The following is a 15,922-nucleotide window of genomic DNA, read 5'->3' as shown; positions in this document are numbered from 1 at the left end:
GATACGCTGGGCGACCGCCTTCACCCTTCGGGTAATGCGGCTCGATCAGGGCAACCAAGCCCTTCCACGGCACCACCCGATCCATCTCGATCAGGAACAACTCTTTGCGGGTCTGCTTGCGCTTGCCTGCGTACTCGGCGTCGGCGAAGGTCATCTGCTTCATCGGAAAACTCGGCGGTGGAGTCCTGGCATTTTGCCAAAATCAGGAAGTCTTTTTCAGAGTTTCCCTAGGCGAAGTTTGGGGTGAAGCCTAACAACTTATATGGACTCTCCCCACAAGCAGTGAGGACAGCTTTTCCCGATCCTGTCGTCAGCGCGGTTGCATTCATATATCCGGCCTTGTTGCGGGCATAGCCCTGGCCATTCTGTAGTTCGCGCAGCGGGGGCCAAGCGTTCAAGCGATCACGAAAATCATCATTGCTGTCGGCCTTGTTCCGGTGCAGGAGCAGATTTCCTTCAGGTCCGCTTTTGGCCGTTCTCTGCCAATTGTCACTACAGCGTGCGCTGGTCAAGTCGAATGCAAACGCTTGATCAGCTGGAATGCAATTGACTGATCAGTGGTTGTGCAAATGGGTGGTCAAGTCAGTGCAATTCCACACATCTGCCAGCCCGTTATCAAAACCGACGCCTAGAACAAAAAAGGGGGCCCGGAGGGCCCCCGCTGCGTTGCGCTCGCTCACCGAGTGACGTGGATTTCCACCCGGCGGTTCTGCGCGCGTCCGGCATCGCTGCCATTGTCCGCCGTCGGCTGGCTTTCGCCCATGCCTTCGGTGGTCAGATTGGCGGCGGGCACGCCCTGGGCGATCAGGTAATCGGCAGCGCTACGCGCCCGCCGCTCCGAAAGGCCCTGGTTATAGGCATCGGTACCGACGCTGTCGGTATGCCCGACCACCTTGACGCTCACCACATCGGCGCCCTGCAACTTGCCGACGATGGCATCCAGTTGCGTACGCGCCGCTTCGGTCAGTTCCGCCGAATCGAAGGCAAACAGCACCGCACCCAGGTCGCTCAACACGATGACTTCGCTTTGCGCCGGCATCGGTTCCGGCTCGGCCATCGACGGCGGGCTGCTCGGGTATTCCTTGAGCGGACAACCGTTATGGTGCACCGGCGTGTTGGGCGGCGTATCGGGGCAGCGGTCGCGCCTGTCGAACACGCCGTCGCCATCTTGGTCGCCATCCTGCGCGTAACAGATCAGGCCACCGATGACCGCACCGGCCACCGCGCCACCGCCTGCCCAGGCGGAACTCTCGACTGCACCCAGACCGCCACCGGCCAGGCCACCAATCGCACTGCACAAGGGCCAGTTCCCCTGGTTGAGCGGCGCGTCTCCCGTACTGGAAGTCGTGACGCAACCAGATAGAACACTGCTGACCAGAAGAAGGGGAACCATAGTCCTCGCGAAAGCACTCATGGTGGGAATCTCCTGTGTCGCCGGTGAATACCGGTAACCGAGAAGTAAAGACCCCAGGCTCGCTTCATTCAAGGCACAACGCCATGACCGACGCGGCTCGCAACCCCACCGGCGACAGAATCTAGGCGTACACGCGGCGGCGCGTTAGTCTCTTGGCCCCGCATGAGGAATTCCGATGACCGACAGCCCTTCTTCGCGTACACCGCAGCAGGCCCTGGCTGCCCTGCTCGATCGCCATGCCCCGCGGCATCTGCTGCTGATCGGCGCCGACGAGCTGCCGGCGGTGAATGCCTTCCTCGACGCCCACCCACAGACACGACTGGCCTACGCCGAAGCCGGCCCGCTGCCGGCCGAACTGGCTGGGCAGCGCTTCGACCTGGCACTGGTGGTCGACTGCCTGGAACACTTGCCCAAACGCGTCGGCCTGGAGCTGCTCGGCGGCATTCGCAACCTCAACGCCAGTCGCATCGCGGTGCTGGCCGACCTCGACGCCTGCGGCTGGCAGGACACCGACTTCTTCTCCCTCGCGCTCCAGGCCAGCGAACGCTTTCAGCGCGGCGAGCAGAGCCTCACCCTGTTCACCTACGACCTGCGCGAGTACAAGCAGGTGCCCGATTGGCTCAATGCGAAGTTCTGGGCCAACCCGCAGAATTTCGGCAAATACTGGTGGTGACCATGGCCAGCCTCGACCCGATCGATTCCCCCAGTTGCCCCTGCGGTAGCGGCAGCCCTCTGGGCGCCTGCTGTGGCCGCTACCATGCCGGCACGCCGGCACCGAGTGCCGAACTGCTCATGCGTTCGCGCTACAGCGCCTACGTGCTGGGACTGATCGACTACCTGGTGACCACCACCCTGCCCGCCCAGCAAAGCGCACTGGACCGTGCCGCCATCGCCGCCTGGAGTGCACAGAGCACTTGGCTCGGCCTGGAGGTGGAGCATGCCGAGGTACTGGGTGGCAAGCCGGAGCATGCCTTCGTCACCTTCGTCGCACGCTGGCACGATGGCGGCGGCGAGCATGCCCACCGCGAACGCTCGGCGTTCGTGCAGCGCGAACGGCAATGGTATTTCATCGACCCCACTGCCCCGCTCAATGCAGGACGCAACGATCCATGCCCCTGCGGCAGCGGGCAGAAATTCAAAAAATGCTGCTCCGGCTTTCTTTAATCGGATAGCGATGCTTCAGTGTTAGCCAGGGTTCGGTACAGAGCCCGGCTAACAAGGAGCAGGACCATGAGAAGAACTGAAGGACTGGCGATCGCTCTCGCCGCCACACTGTTCGCCGTGAATGTGTCGGCCGATGTAAGGGTCGATCTCGGTAACCACGAACGCGTCACCCGGCTGTTCGCCTACCCCAACAACTGCGCGGTCGTCTGCTACCGCGACTGGACCCTGGAGCAGACCGTCGAGCATTACCTCGGCCAGAGCGTGCAGCGTGATGGCTATCCCAACGCCAAGGTCAAGGTCCACCAGGACAAGGACTCTCTTTACGCCTCTTTCAGTGGCGTACCGGACGATTACGGCACGCCACTGAAGGCACTACTGGATGCCGGCGACCTGGCCTTCGATGGCGCCAGCAAGCTCAATGGCGATGGCAAGTGGCAGTACAGCTGGTATTTCTTCCTGCCGCTGGGCATGGCCCTGGAAAACCGTCGCAGCATCGAACTGTTGCACTTCCCGCCGGACTATTCGCTGACCCAGGCGCAGGACTACCTGGAATCCAAGACCACCGACCGCTGGGCCGCGCTGCTCACCGTCAACGGCGTTCCCGCGGCGCAGACTCCGGCCTACCAGACCATCATCGACATCGCCCCGATCGCCGCTCCGGCAAGCGCCGGCAGCTCCCTGGAAGGCGTCTACGACTACTTCAAGGACTACCAGACGCGCATGGTCGACGAACTCACCGAACCGGCCAGCAGTGGCGCGCCCTCCCTGCCGATGGTGGCCTTCGGCTCGCCGGTGCGCACCTGGGTGCAGCAGCAGTACGGCGTCAGCCTCAGTGTTCTGGGCCTGGCACAGATCGCCCCGCAGACCGGTCGCACGGTCGAGGTGCTCGGCGCCAATCACCCCAGCTACATCTGGTACGCGGCGGACCCGGAGAACTACGACGGCAACGAGCAGAAGGCCGACGCAGCCGGACTCAAGGTGATGGGCCAGGACCTCAGCGCCGCCTGCTGGCAGGCCGGCATGGGCGCCAACCCCAGTGCGGACGCACAAACCACGCTGAGCAGTTGCACGCAGAAGTGGCAGGTCACCGACCAGGTGCAGAGCTGCGAGCTGTTCTATACCTCGATCCGCGACCTTACCCCGGAGCAGGCCAAGGCCAAGTGCACCGCGGGCTGACCAGCCACCCGCCCCTGATGCCAGGGGCGGGTCCTTCCGGGAGCCGTGTGGATATCTCGCTCATCCAACCCGATGCCGCGCTGTTCAGCCTGCTCGAGGCGTGCCAGTTGCCGGCCGACGACGTCGCGCAGCAGGCGAACCTGCAACTCTTCGGTTGCTTCGTCTCCGGCGAGCTGCAGGCATCGGTCGGGCTCGAAACCTATGGTGAGCATGCGCTGTTGCGTTCCCTCGCCGTGCACCTGCAACAGCGCCAGCAAGGCCTGGGCAGGGCCCTGGTGGATTTTGCCGAGCAGCACGCCCGTCGACTGGGCGTCCGGCACCTGTACCTGCTGACCACCTCCGCCGCACCCTTCTTCATGCGCCTGGGTTATGCCCCGCATTCGCGTGAAACAGCCCCCTCCTGTATTCGAGGCACTGCCCAGTTCAGCGGCCTGTGTCCTGCGTCCGCGACCTTCATGGGCAAGACATTGGCGTAGCGCCGCCAGCGCACCTGTTCCACAGAGCAGATATGGCATCGGGGTATGACGCGCCATTCGTTGGGCTTCGCTCAATCGCAGCCTACGGGGCGCACGAGGCACTTCGACACATCGTCGACACATTAAAGAATCCAGAAAGCAAAAACCCCTGAAACTCTAGGAATTTCAGGGGCTTAAGCATCAATAATGGCGGAGAGATAGGGATTTGAACCCTAGGTACCCGCGAGGGTACAACGGATTTCGAATCCGTCCCGTTCGGCCACTCCGGCATCTCTCCAGCGGCGCGCATGATAGCAGTTCGAAGCGCTTGGGCGAAGCCCTGGGGCTCGTTTTTTTCGTGTGCGATCAGGCGCTTGCGCCGTGCAGGCGTTGCGACGCTCAGTCCATCAGGCGGGTCAGCGCTTCGCGGTATTTGTCGGCAGTTTTCTGGGCCACCTCGGCGGGCACGGCCGGTGCCGGCGGTTGCTTGTTCCAGCCGGTGGATTCCAGCCAGTCGCGCACGAACTGCTTGTCGAAGCTGGGTGGATTCTGGCCTTCCACGTAGCTGTCAGCTGGCCAGAAGCGGCTGGAGTCGGGCGTCAGCGCCTCGTCCATGAGGGTCAGGGTGCCATCTTCGTCCAGGCCGAACTCGAACTTGGTATCGGCGATGATAATACCGCGCCCGGCAGCGAACTCGGCAGCCGCGCTGTACAGGGCAATGGCCGTATCCCGAACCTTGGCCGCCAGCTCCTCGCCAATGATGGCTTCGCACTGTTCGAAGCTGATGTTCTCGTCGTGATCACCCACGGCCGCCTTGGTAGATGGCGTGAAGATCGGCTGCGGCAGCCGGGAAGCTTCTTTGAGCTCTGCCGGCAAGGAAATGCCGCAGACGGTACCGCTCTGCTGGTATTCCTTCCAGCCGGAGCCGGCCAGGTAGCCGCGCACGATAGCTTCCACAGCCACCGGTTTGAGGCGCTTGGCAACCACGGCACGTCCTTCGACCAACGGCAATTCGGCGGCTGTTACCACGTCTTCCACCCTGTCTCCGGTGAAGTGGTTGGGTACCAGCCCGGCTAGCTTTTCGAACCAGAAGTTGGAGATGGCGGTGAGCATCTTGCCCTTGTCCGGGATCGGCTCGGCGAGAATCACATCGAACGCCGACAGGCGATCGGTGGCCACCATCAGCATGCGCTTGGCGTCGATCTCGTAAAGGTCGCGAACTTTGCCCGAATAGATTTTCTTCAGGCTGAGGGTGGTGGGAGCGCTCATGTCGGATTTCCGCCTTGATTAAACGAAACAGGCGAAACCAGGGGTTTCGCCTATTGCTTGCGTATCGTTGCCGTATCGGACCGGTTCGATCAGCCGAGGTTGTCCTGAATCAGTTGCAGTACCCGGCGAGCCACGTCCTCGGGAGCGACCGTATTCAGGTTCTTCTCAACGGTGACCTGTACGCTGTCGCCAACGGTGGTCAGGCGGACCTGATAGCGCTCGGCACGGGCATCGATCTCTTCCTTGGTCGGCTCACTACCGAACACACGGCTGAACAAACCCGGCTCCTCGTCCTTCTTCACCGCGCCCTCGGCGAGGTTGATGTAGTACAGGCCGAGGCTGCGGTTGAGATCTTCCACGCGCACGTCCCCCATCTCCAGGGCGCGGCCGACGCCGGACCAGGCGCGATCGAAATCGGCGCCGAGGTTCAGCAGTGGGTTGCCGTTGCCGTCCTCGGTGAGGCTCACACGACTGGGCGCATCGAAATCACGAGCTGCCAGCAGCGAGACCGAACCGCCCTGCTCGGCGCTACGCGCCAGATTGGCCAGCAGCTCGTCGAGCAAGGCCGCGTCCAGGCTGGCATTGCCGCTGCGACTGGGAAAGGCCACATCGGCGCTGCTGCCGGCAGGGCGCTGGGCACTCACGACGAATATTTCGCTGGTATTGCGCTGCACACCGGGCTCGATGCGTACCCGCAGGCGGGTCTCGCTATCCGGATCGACCCCGGAGACACGGCTGGTAATGCGACGAGCCATGGAGGCAGACAGCTCATCGAGGCGCTGCCAGGCGGTACTGAACTCGCCAGTCTGCGGACGTTCCTCGGCAATGCGGAAGCCGTTGTCCTCGAAGAACTGGCGAGCGACCGGCCAGACTTCCGCCGGCGTGCGCTGGGCGACGAGCCAACGCGACTCGCCGCTTTTCTGCAGACTGAAGTCGCTGGCTTGCTCGCGCACTGCCAGTTGCTGCGGACGTGGCACTTCGTACTCACCGCTGGCAGTCGTCGTGGCGACTTGCTCGGGCACCGGCAGCAGCGGGTCGAGCGGCTTGGCATTGACGTTGGAGGGCAGTTGCATCGGGGCAGTCTGCCGCGCCTCCAGGTAGTCACTACCGCGATCACGGAAGTAGCCGTCTTCACCCCAGAGCCAGCCACAACCGCTGGTGCCGGAGATGATCAAGGCGAGCGCGGAGAATCCGGCCAGTCGCTTCATGCGTAAAGATTCCTCGAATTAAGCAAGTACGCCGGACTGGCGCATGGCCTGCCGCAGCGGTTCGTGACAACGCGGGCTGAGCCAGGTCAGGGGCAGGCGGATGCCTTCGGGGATCAACCCCATTTCGTGCAGAGCCCACTTCACCGGAATCGGGTTGGATTCGCTGAACAAGGCTTTGTGCAGCGGCATCATCCGGTCGTTGATGGCCCGGGCGATGGCGGCCTCGCCGCGCATGGCCGCGGCGCACAGGTCACTCATGGCGCGCGGGGCGACATTCGCAGTCACCGAGATATTGCCCTTGCCACCCATCAGCATCAGCTCGACGGCAGTGGCATCGTCACCGGAGTAAACCAGGAAGTCCTTGCCCACGCGGTCCAGCACTTCCTGGCCACGCTGCAGGTCGCCAGTGGCTTCCTTGATGCCGATGATGTTGTCCACTTTGGCCAGCCGCTCGACGGTCTCGGGCAGCATGTCACAGGCGGTACGGCCGGGAACGTTGTAGAGAATCTGCGGAATCGCCACGGCTTCGGCGATATGGCGGAAGTGCTGGTACAAGCCTTCCTGGGTCGGCTTGTTGTAGTAGGGGGTGACCAGCAGGCAGGCATCTGCGCCGACATTCTTCGCAGCGCTGGACAGTTCCACCGACTCGCGGGTGGAATTGCCGCCGGTGCCGGCAATCACCGGAATACGGCCATTGACTTGGTCGACGACGCGACGGATCACTTCGATATGCTCGGCCACGTCCAAGGTAGCGGACTCACCGGTAGTACCGACCGCGACGATGGCATTGGTGCCCTCTTGCAGGTGGAAGTCCACCAGCTTGCTCAGGCTGTCCCAGTCAAGACCACCCTGTGCATCCATGGGCGTGACCAGCGCCACCATACTGCCCGCAATCATGCAACCGCTCCTGCCGGAAAAAGAGAGCGGTAATGGTACTGTCGCCATCTACCTTTCACAAGCCAAGTCCAGGCCCTTCAAGCATTCCCCTGGACCGCGCTTTTCGCTACCCTTTCGCCTTTACCGGGCGCTGCGTGCGCCGGCCTCCCTCGTTTTAGGAAAGCTGCATGTCCACCCCCCCAGTTCGCGAACAATTCCTCGTCATCAGCGCCCTCGGCCCCAACCCCATGGAGCTGACCAATGTGCTCTGCCGCGCCAGCCAGGAAAACCGCTGCGCCGTGGTCAGTACCCGCCTGACCCGTCACGGCGAGTTCAGCGCGCTGGTGCTGCAGGTCACCGGCAGCTGGGACGCCCTGGCTCGCCTGGAAGCCGGCCTGCCGGCGCTGGCCAAGAAGCACGGTTTCATTGTCAGCGATACCCGCAGTTCCGCCCTGGAAAACCGCCCCCAGGCCCTACCGTACGTGGCCTATGTCAGCTCAGCCTATCGCCCCGACATCCTCAATGAGCTGTGCCAGTTCTTCATCGATCACCGCGTCGAACTGGAAAGCCTCACCTGTGACACCTACCAGGCCCCGCAAACCGGCGGCACCATGCTCAATGCCACCCTCACCGTGACCCTGCCGGCCGGCACCCAGATCAGTTGGCTGCGCGACCAGTTCCTCGACTTCGCCGACGCCCTGAACCTGGATGCACTGATCGAGCCCTGGCGCCCGCAGAACCCGTAGACCCAAGCCGCCGCAAGGAGACTCCCGATGGCCGTCACCCTCGACAAGCCCGTCGCCGACTTCACCGCCCAGGCCACTGGTGGCCAGGAGGTCAAGCTGTCCGCCCTCAAAGGCCGGCAGGTGGTGATCTACTTTTATCCGAAGGACAGCACCCCGGGCTGCACCACCGAAGGCCAGGGGTTTCGTGACCACCACGCCGACTTCCAGGCGGCTAATACCCTGATTTTCGGCGTTTCTCGCGATGGGTTGAAATCCCACGAGAACTTCAAGTGCAAGCAGGAATTTCCCTTCGAGCTGATCAGCGACAAGGACGAAGCGCTCTGCCAGCTGTTCAACGTGATCAAGCTGAAGAAGCTCTACGGCAAGGAATACCTGGGCATCGACCGCAGCACCTTTCTGCTCGACCAGAACGGCGTGCTACGCCGGGAATGGCGCGCGGTTAAAGTACCGGGGCACGTAGCAGAAGTGCTTGCCGCCGCCCGCGAACTGGCCCAGGCCTGACCTTGCCAGCGCACCGATGAAGCGCCGCAGCCCTGCCAGCGGCGCTTTTTTTGTGGCCACTGGGTGACGCTAGTCGCCGGCCGGGGCCAGGGGCGCGCTGCGCGGCCAGGCATTGAGCACGGCCTTGAACAGGGTAGCCAGCGGAATGGCGAAGAAGATTCCCCAGAACCCCCATAGCCCGCCGAACAGCAGTACCGCGCAAATGATCGCCACCGGGTGCAGGTTGACCGCCTCGGAGAACAACAGCGGCACCAGCACATTGCCATCCAGCGCCTGGATGATGCCGTAGACCACCATCAGGTAGATGAACTGGTCGCCCCAGCCCCACTGAAACAGGCCGATCAGCGCCACCGGCACCGTGACCACAACTGCGCCGATGTAGGGCACCACCACTGACAACCCGACCAGCAGCGCCAGCAACGCAGCGTAATTCAATCCCAGCCAGGCGAAGGCGATGTAGGTCACCACACCACAGATGATGATCTCGATCACCTTGCCGCGGATGTAGTTGGCGATCTGCAGGTTCATCTCGCTGCCGACACGGGTCAGCAACTCTCGCTCCCTGGGCAGGAACCCGCTGATCCAGCCACTGATCAATGCCCGGTCCTTGAGGAAGAAAAACACCAGGATCGGCACCAGCACCAAGTAGATCATCATGTTGACCAGGAACGGCAGGCTGGCCAGGGAGATCGACAAGACCCACTGGCCGAGCTTGCCGACCTCGCCGCGACCGGCCTCGATGGCGTGCAGCACTTGTTCCTCGGTCACCAACTGCGGGTAGCGCTCGGGCAACAGCAGCAGCAACGACTGCCACTCGCCGAACATGCGCGGCAATTCGTTGAGCAGGGTAATTAATTGCTGCCAGAGCAACGGCACGACCACCAGCAGGAAAACACCCAGCGAGGCCATGAACAACATGAAGACGATCAGCACTGCGGCCAGCTGTGGCAATCGCAACCGCTCCAGCAGATTGACCAGACCCTGCATCAGGAACGCCAGCACCAGCCCAGCCAGCACCGGGGCCAGCATGTCGCCCAGGGTCAATATGGCGGCGAAACCAAGGGTCAACAGTACCGCCAGCACCACCGCCTCCTCGTCGGAGAAGTAGCGCTGCACCCAGCCGCGAAAAACCTTGAGCATCAGCAATCCTTATGAACCCGGCCTGCGCCGGAGAAGCAACCGGCTACGCCTTGCGCAACCAATAGCGATAAACGCCGTCTTCGACTTCCTCATGCAGCATTTCGTGCCCGGCCAGCGTGGCAAAGGCGCGAAAATCGCGCTGCGATCCGGCATCGGTGGCCGTCACCTTGAGTATCGCGCCACTGGGCAGACGATTGAGCTCCAGCTTGGCCTTGAGCAATGGCAAGGGGCAGTTGAGGCCACTGGCGTCCAGCTCTGCGTCGCAGGCTGCATGCGTCATAGGGGATCTCCAATAGGGAGCGCTAGGATACCCAAGCCGGCGCAACCCTGGCCAGCGGCCCGGACCGCCAGCTAAAGTAGCAACCTCACTCCATCGAGCTCCGTGCATGAAGCTTCTGCGCCCCACCCTGCTGACCCTGGCCTGCCTGCTGGGCACACCGGCCACCGGCAGCGACCTACCGTCGCTCGGCGACGCCAGCTCATCGATCGTCTCGCCGGAACAGGAGCATCAACTCGGCCGCGCCTGGCTGAGCCTGCTGCGTGGACAGATCGACCAGATCGCCGACCCGTTGCTCAAGGACTACGTGGAGACCAGCGTCTATCGCCTGGCGGAGACCAGCCAGCTGCAGGACCGGCGCCTGGAATTCGTCCTGCTCAATAGTCCCGAGCTGAACGCCTTTGCCGCTCCGGGCGGAATCGTCGGCGTCAATGGCGGCCTGTTCCTCTATGCCCAGACCGAGGCCGAGTACGCCTCGGTGCTGGCCCACGAGTTGGCGCACCTGTCGCAACGCCACTTCGCCCGAGGCATCGAGGCCCAGCAGCGCATGCAGGTGCCAATGATGGCCGCCATGCTCGCCGGCATCATCGCCGCGGCCGCCGGCGCTGGCGATGCAGGCATCGCGGCGATCGCCTCGACCCAGGCTGCGGCCATCCAGGAACAGCGACGCTTCTCGCGGCAGAACGAACAGGAAGCCGACCGTATCGGCCTGATCAACCTGGAACGCGCCGGCTACGACCCGCGGGCCATGCCGAGCATGTTCGAGCGACTCATGCGCCAGTACCGCTACGATCGCAAGCCGCCGGAGTTCCTGCTGACCCACCCGGTGAGCGAGTCCCGCATCGCCGACACCAAGAATCGCGCCGAGCAGTACCCCGAGACCGGCAACGCCGACAGCCTGCGCTACCAGCTGATGCGTGCCCGCATGCAGCTAGCGTTCGAAACCACGCCAGGCATGGCGGTCAAGCGCTTTCGCGCCATGCTCAACGAGGACCCAAGGCAGGACGCTGCTCGCTACGGCTTGGCACTGGGGCAGATCAAGAGTGGCCAGCTCAGCGAGGCACGGCAGATTCTGGCGCCGCTGCTGCAGGCTGCGCCGGATGACTTGATCTACAACCTGGCGCAGATCGAACTGGACATGGCCTCCAATCGGCTGGCCGATGTCGAAAAGCGCATCGAGCGCCTGCAGTCGCTGTACCCGCGCGATTACCCGTTGAAGCAGGCCAGGGCCGACCTGCTGCTCAAGCAGAACCGAGCGGCAGAAGCGGAGAAGGTGCTGGATGACTTGCTGAAAAGCCGGCCGAAGGATCCGGATGTCTGGTATCTGGTCGCCGAGGTTCGCGGCCTCTCCGGCAACATTGTCGGCCTGCACCAGGCGAGGGCGGAATACTTCGCCCTGGTGGGCGACTACGACCAGGCCATCGAGCAACTCGACTTCGCCAAGCGTCGCTCCCCCAACAACTTCCAGCTCGCCTCGCGCATCGATGCAAGACAGAAGGAAATGATGGAGGAGCAGCGACTGATCAAGCAGATGCTGCGCTGATCCGCCAGAAAGCAAAAAGCCCGGCTCGTCGCCGGGCTTTTCCTTATGCGCCTCACTTCAGGCATTGCCCGCCAGCTTCAGCCGCGCCGCCTGAGTGAAGTCCAGCATGCGCTTGAGCGGCTTGACCGCGCGCGGCACCAGCGCCGGGTCGACGAAAATCTCGTTGCTGCCTTCGCGCAGGCTCTGCAGCGTGCGCTCCAGGGTGTTCATCGCCATCCACGGGCAGTGCGCGCAACTGCGGCAAGCGGCGCCATTGCCGGCGGTGGGTGCCTCGATGAACTGCTTGTCCGGGCACAACTGCTGCATCTTGTAGAAGATGCCGCGATCGGTCGCGACGATGAAGGTACGGTTCGGCAGCGTCTGCGCTGCCTTGATCAGCTGACTGGTGGAACCCACGGCGTCGGCCAGTTCGATCACCGCTTCCGGGGATTCCGGATGCACCAGCACGGCAGCGCTCGGATACAGTGCTTTCATGTCTTCCAGCTGCTTGGCCTTGAACTCCTCGTGCACGATGCAGGCACCGTCCCAGAGCAGCATGTCGGCGCCGGTTTCGCGCTGGATATAGCGCCCCAGATGCTTGTCCGGGGCCCAGATGATCTTTTCGCCGTTGTCCATCAGGCTCTCGACGATCTCCAAGGCGCAACTGGAGGTCACCACCCAGTCCGCGCGCGCCTTGACCGCCGCCGAGGTGTTGGCGTAGACCACCACGGTGCGTTCGGGATGCTGGTCGCAAAAGGCAGAGAACTCCTCCACCGGGCAGCCGAGGTCGAGCGAGCAGGTGGCCTCCAGGGTCGGCATCAAGATGCGCTTCTCAGGGTTGAGAATCTTTGCCGTCTCGCCCATGAACTTCACGCCGGCCACCACCACCGTCTGCGCCGGATGCTGGTTGCCGAAACGGGCCATCTCCAGGGAATCGGAGACGCAGCCACCAGTTTCCTCGGCGAGCGCCTGGATCACCGGGTCGCAGTAATAGTGGGCCACCAGCACGGCATTCTGCTCCTTCAGCTCGGCAGCGATTTCGGCGCGGTAATGGACTTCTTCTTCGGCACTCAGCGGCTTGGGCTGCTTGGCGGCGAGGTGGGCTTGAACGAGGATGCGTTCGGGAATCTGCGTCATATGCTGGACCTGCAAGCGCGAAAACGCGGAAGACAGTATACCACCGGCACTAGCGGCGCCAGGTGAGCGGAGACGGGATCGAAAGAGGTGCAGCCAGGGAAGGATGGTGGGTCGTGTAGGATTCGAACCTACGACCAATTGGTTAAAAGCCAACTGCTCTACCGACTGAGCTAACGACCCAACGCGAGCGGCATGATACTGATTTAATTCAGAAAATCAACACCTCTCGAGAAAAAACTCATTGGTACCGGGTAGGATCGGAGATGCCGGCGGCGGCGAAGCCGGCCGCGCGCAGGCGGCAACTGTCGCATTTGCCGCAGGCACGCCCCTCGCCATCGGCCTGGTAGCAGGACACCGTCAACCCATAGTCCACGCCCTGCCGCACGCCGGCCTGGACGATTTCGGCCTTGCTCAAGTTCTGCAACGGCGCGCGAATGCGAAAGCCCTGCCCTTCCACACCGGCCTTGGTGGCCAGATTGGCCATTCGCTCGAACGCGTCGATGAATTCCGGACGGCAATCCGGATAACCTGAATAGTCCACCGCATTCACGCCAATGAAAATATCCCGGGCGCCCAGCACCTCGGCCCAGCCAAGCGCCAACGACAGGAACACCGTATTGCGCGCCGGTACGTAGGTAACCGGGATGCCCTCGGTAGGACTTTCAGGTACGGCGATGCTGCTGTCGGTCAGCGCCGAGCCGCCAATACCGTTGAGATTCAGCCCGATGACCTTGTGCTCGATCACGCCCAGCTGCCTGGCTACGCGCTCGGCCGCGCGCAGTTCGGCGCGGTGCCGCTGCCCATAATCGAAGCTCATGCTGTAGCAGGCATAGCCCTCTGCCTTGGCCAGGGCCACCACGGTGGCCGAATCCAGCCCACCAGACAGCAAAATGACAGCTTTCTTGTCGCTCATCGGCGTTTCCTCTCGCAAGAATGGCAGCCTGGTCGCCGCGAAACCGGTCAGTGGCCCGGCTCGTCGTTCCAGAGAATCTTGTGCAACTGCAGCTGCAGACGTACCGGCAGGTTGTCGCTGACGATCCAGTCGGCCAGCGCACGCACGTCGAGCTCATGGTGGCTCGGCGAGAACAGCACCTCCCCGGCACGTTGGTCGAGGCGGTATTCGATCAGCTTGGAAACCGCCCAGTCGTAGTCCTCCCGCGAGCAAAGGACGAACTTCACCTGGTCATGACGGGTGAGCAAGCCGATGTTCTCGTAGCGATTGCGCGCGACTTCCGCCGAACCCGGGGTTTTCAGGTCGAGCACCCGACTGACGCGCGTGTCGACAGCAGAGATATCCAGCGCACCGCTGGTTTCCAGGGAGACCTCATAGCCGGCGTCGCAGAGACGCTGCAAGAGAGGGATGCAGTTGGGCTGGGCCAGCGGCTCGCCGCCGGTGACGCAGACGTAGCGCGGCCGATAGGCGGCAATACGCTCCAGGATCGCGTCCAGGGACATGATCTCGCCGCCGCTGAAGGCATAGGCGGTGTCGCAGTACTGGCAGCGCAGGGGGCAGCCGGTGAGGCGGACGAACACGGTCGGCAAACCGGCGGTGCGCGTCTCGCCCTGCAGCGAGTAGAAAATCTCGGTAATTCGCAGGGTTTCTTGCATATCAGCCACGGGCGTGACGGCGAAACAGGCCATCCGCCTCCGTTGCGGGAATCGGGGCGGCGATTCTAACGAAAAAACCCGCGCCAGGCGCGGGTTTATTGCCGAGGCCGGTAGCCTTCAGCGCATATTCTGCAGATCGCGCTGCGCGAGCTGAGCCGCGGAGCTACCCGCATACTGGGCCACGACCTGCTGAAGGATGCCCTTGGCCTTGTCGTTGTTACCCAGGCGCCGCTCGACATCGGCCAGCTTGTACAGCGAGTCCGGCACCTTCGCATGTTTTGGATAATTCTGGCTGACCTTGGCGAAGGCCTGCCCGGCACCTTGAAGGTCACCCTTGGCAAGGTTCACCTCGCCCAGCCAATACTGGGCGTTACCAGCGTATTGACTATTCGGATACATGCGCAGAAAGCCGGTGAATGCCTGACTGGCCTTGTCGAAATCCTTCGCCTTGATGAGATCGAAAGCGGCATCGTAGTAGAGCTTTTCTTTCGCCGGATCGGCCGGCTGACTGCTCGCCTGGCTAGCGGCCGGCGGCGTCGGAGTGCCACTGGCGTCGATTGCGCCGGCAGCGGAATTCTGGACAGCGGCGGGAGAACCGCCCTGCATGCGCCGATCGAGATCCTGGTAGCGCTCCAGGCTCTCCTGCTTCAGGCGCTTGATTTCATGCTGTTGTTCTTCAAGCATGCCGCGCAGCAGGGACACCTCGTCCTGCAGTTGCTGCAGCTGCATGAACAGCTGACCCTGCGCCGAGGCCGGAGCTGTAGCTCCGCCCCCGGCGTAGGCGCCACCGGTACCATAACCCGCCTGCGGGTAGCTGCCGTCGGTATAACCGGCATTGCTATCCACCACGGGAACCTCGGCCCAGGCCGCGAGCGGCAGGGCCAGAGCCAACAGAGTCAGGGCACGGCGGCAATTCATCATGGCGACTTACTTACGCAGCTCTACGCGACGGTTCTGGGCCCAGGACTGCTCGTCGTTGCCAGTGGCAACCGGACGCTCTTCGCCATAGGAAACCAGTTCCAGCTGAGCCGGGGAAACGCCCTGCAGTACCAGGTAGCGCTGAACGGCCTTGGCACGACGCTCGCCCAGAGCCATGTTGTACTCGCGAGTGCCGCGCTCGTCAGCGTGGCCTTCCAGAACGACGCGGGCGCCGTTGGCTTTCAGGTCCTTACCGTGAACGTCCAGAGCGCGCATGGCTTCCGGCTTCAGGTCGGCGCTGTCGTACTCGAAGTAGAAGGTGGTGATGGCGCGCAGGGCGGCTTCTTCGCTCAGGCTACCGTCTACGTCACCGGTGTTGGTGCCGTAGCCGGCGTTCGGATCAGTGGCTTCCTGACCGCCAGCGTCGTTAGCAGTGGACTTACAACCAGCGGCAACGGCCACAACCAAAGCCAGAGCAGCGAACTTACCGAATTTCAGCATTTCCATGTAT

18 protein-coding genes, 2 tRNA genes and 1 pseudogene are annotated in these 15,922 nt (G+C 63.0%); 7 read left to right on the top strand and 14 right to left on the bottom strand.

All coding sequences use genetic code 11. The features are described from left to right. Both ACWKV7_RS19590 and ACWKV7_RS19585 read right to left on the bottom strand, forming a co-directional pair. Positions 1-163, bottom strand: a pseudogene (locus tag ACWKV7_RS19590) (IS5/IS1182 family transposase); the annotation flags it as partial. Between the two features lie 513 nt (positions 164-676). Continuing rightward, positions 677-1,414: a PA1041 family peptidoglycan-binding anchor lipoprotein gene (locus ACWKV7_RS19585; RefSeq protein ID WP_483859372.1), complete on the bottom strand. Its 738-nt coding sequence runs from the start codon at positions 1,412-1,414 to the stop codon at positions 677-679. Positions 1,415-1,589: 175 nt separating this feature from the next. Here ACWKV7_RS19585 and ACWKV7_RS19580 point away from each other — a divergent pair, with 175 nt between their 5' ends. The 4 genes from ACWKV7_RS19580 to arsN2 all read left to right on the top strand — a co-directional run bounded on the left by ACWKV7_RS19580 (position 1,590) and on the right by arsN2 (position 4,230). Next, positions 1,590-2,087, top strand: a complete 498-nt coding sequence (locus ACWKV7_RS19580; RefSeq protein WP_483859371.1) for a DUF6231 family protein — start codon at positions 1,590-1,592, stop codon at positions 2,085-2,087. Between the two features lie 2 nt (positions 2,088-2,089). Further along, the gene (locus ACWKV7_RS19575) at positions 2,090-2,578 is read left to right on the top strand and encodes a YchJ family protein (protein ID WP_483859370.1); all 489 of its coding nucleotides are present in this window, start codon (positions 2,090-2,092) and stop codon (positions 2,576-2,578) included. Between the two features lie 66 nt (positions 2,579-2,644). Beyond that, a complete protein-coding gene (locus ACWKV7_RS19570; RefSeq protein WP_483859369.1) occupies positions 2,645-3,754 on the top strand; it encodes a hypothetical protein in 1,110 nt (369 codons plus the stop codon). A 47-nt stretch (positions 3,755-3,801) separates the two neighbouring features. Continuing rightward, a complete protein-coding gene (arsN2, locus tag ACWKV7_RS19565; RefSeq protein ID WP_483859368.1) occupies positions 3,802-4,230 on the top strand; it encodes an arsenic resistance N-acetyltransferase ArsN2 in 429 nt (142 codons plus the stop codon). Positions 4,231-4,417: 187 nt separating this feature from the next. Here arsN2 and ACWKV7_RS19560 read toward each other — a convergent pair. The 4 genes from ACWKV7_RS19560 to dapA all read right to left on the bottom strand — a co-directional run bounded on the left by ACWKV7_RS19560 (position 4,418) and on the right by dapA (position 7,583). Continuing rightward, positions 4,418-4,507 (bottom strand) — tRNA-Ser (locus ACWKV7_RS19560). Between the two features lie 101 nt (positions 4,508-4,608). Continuing rightward, positions 4,609-5,478, bottom strand: coding sequence for a phosphoribosylaminoimidazolesuccinocarboxamide synthase (locus ACWKV7_RS19555; protein ID WP_483859367.1), 870 nt, complete (start codon positions 5,476-5,478; stop codon positions 4,609-4,611). A gap of 89 nt (positions 5,479-5,567) precedes the next feature. Continuing rightward, positions 5,568-6,686 carry an NlpB/DapX family lipoprotein gene (locus ACWKV7_RS19550; protein ID WP_483859366.1) on the bottom strand — a complete coding sequence of 373 codons (1,119 nt, stop codon included), beginning with the start codon at positions 6,684-6,686 and terminating at the stop codon, positions 5,568-5,570. Positions 6,687-6,704: 18 nt separating this feature from the next. Then, positions 6,705-7,583 (bottom strand): 4-hydroxy-tetrahydrodipicolinate synthase, encoded by an 879-nt coding sequence (gene dapA, locus ACWKV7_RS19545; RefSeq protein ID WP_483859365.1) that lies wholly within the window; start codon positions 7,581-7,583, stop codon positions 6,705-6,707. A gap of 167 nt (positions 7,584-7,750) precedes the next feature. Between dapA and ACWKV7_RS19540 the strand changes: the two genes are divergently transcribed. Continuing rightward, positions 7,751-8,308 carry a glycine cleavage system transcriptional repressor gene (locus ACWKV7_RS19540; protein WP_483859364.1) on the top strand — a complete coding sequence of 186 codons (558 nt, stop codon included), beginning with the start codon at positions 7,751-7,753 and terminating at the stop codon, positions 8,306-8,308. A gap of 27 nt (positions 8,309-8,335) precedes the next feature. Further along, positions 8,336-8,809, top strand: coding sequence for a peroxiredoxin (locus tag ACWKV7_RS19535; protein WP_483859363.1), 474 nt, complete (start codon positions 8,336-8,338; stop codon positions 8,807-8,809). A 69-nt stretch (positions 8,810-8,878) separates the two neighbouring features. Here the strand turns inward: ACWKV7_RS19535 and ACWKV7_RS19530 are convergent, their stop codons facing one another. Together ACWKV7_RS19530 and ACWKV7_RS19525 are read right to left on the bottom strand one after the other, a co-directional pair. Next, positions 8,879-9,949 (bottom strand): AI-2E family transporter, encoded by a 1,071-nt coding sequence (locus ACWKV7_RS19530; protein ID WP_483859362.1) that lies wholly within the window; start codon positions 9,947-9,949, stop codon positions 8,879-8,881. 43 nt (positions 9,950-9,992) lie between these two features. Further along, the gene (locus ACWKV7_RS19525) at positions 9,993-10,229 is read right to left on the bottom strand and encodes a sulfurtransferase TusA family protein (RefSeq protein WP_483859361.1); all 237 of its coding nucleotides are present in this window, start codon (positions 10,227-10,229) and stop codon (positions 9,993-9,995) included. 106 nt (positions 10,230-10,335) lie between these two features. Here ACWKV7_RS19525 and ACWKV7_RS19520 point away from each other — a divergent pair, with 106 nt between their 5' ends. Further along, on the top strand, positions 10,336-11,769 hold the full coding sequence (locus ACWKV7_RS19520; protein WP_483859360.1) for a M48 family metalloprotease: 1,434 nt from the start codon (positions 10,336-10,338) through the stop codon (positions 11,767-11,769). A 57-nt stretch (positions 11,770-11,826) separates the two neighbouring features. Here the strand turns inward: ACWKV7_RS19520 and nadA are convergent, their stop codons facing one another. The 6 genes from nadA to pal form a co-directional block, all read right to left on the bottom strand. Continuing rightward, positions 11,827-12,885 (bottom strand): quinolinate synthase NadA, encoded by a 1,059-nt coding sequence (gene nadA, locus ACWKV7_RS19515; RefSeq protein WP_483859359.1) that lies wholly within the window; start codon positions 12,883-12,885, stop codon positions 11,827-11,829. A gap of 104 nt (positions 12,886-12,989) precedes the next feature. After that, a tRNA-Lys gene (locus ACWKV7_RS19510) sits at positions 12,990-13,065 on the bottom strand. 58 nt (positions 13,066-13,123) lie between these two features. Next, positions 13,124-13,798, bottom strand: coding sequence for a 7-cyano-7-deazaguanine synthase QueC (gene queC, locus ACWKV7_RS19505; RefSeq protein WP_483859358.1), 675 nt, complete (start codon positions 13,796-13,798; stop codon positions 13,124-13,126). A gap of 47 nt (positions 13,799-13,845) precedes the next feature. Beyond that, on the bottom strand, positions 13,846-14,493 hold the full coding sequence (queE, locus tag ACWKV7_RS19500) for a 7-carboxy-7-deazaguanine synthase QueE (protein WP_483859357.1): 648 nt from the start codon (positions 14,491-14,493) through the stop codon (positions 13,846-13,848). 117 nt (positions 14,494-14,610) lie between these two features. Continuing rightward, positions 14,611-15,414 carry a tol-pal system protein YbgF gene (gene ybgF / locus ACWKV7_RS19495; protein ID WP_483859356.1) on the bottom strand — a complete coding sequence of 268 codons (804 nt, stop codon included), beginning with the start codon at positions 15,412-15,414 and terminating at the stop codon, positions 14,611-14,613. 6 nt (positions 15,415-15,420) lie between these two features. Beyond that, entirely contained in the window at positions 15,421-15,918 is a 498-nt protein-coding gene (gene pal, locus ACWKV7_RS19490) for a peptidoglycan-associated lipoprotein Pal (RefSeq protein WP_483859355.1), read from the bottom strand. Positions 15,919-15,922 lie beyond the last annotated feature (4 nt).

It is taken from the genome of Zestomonas ipomoeae, assembly GCF_057128665.1.
The sequence above is the reverse complement of the archived record's forward strand: the minus strand, read 5'-3'. Positions and strand labels throughout refer to the sequence as shown.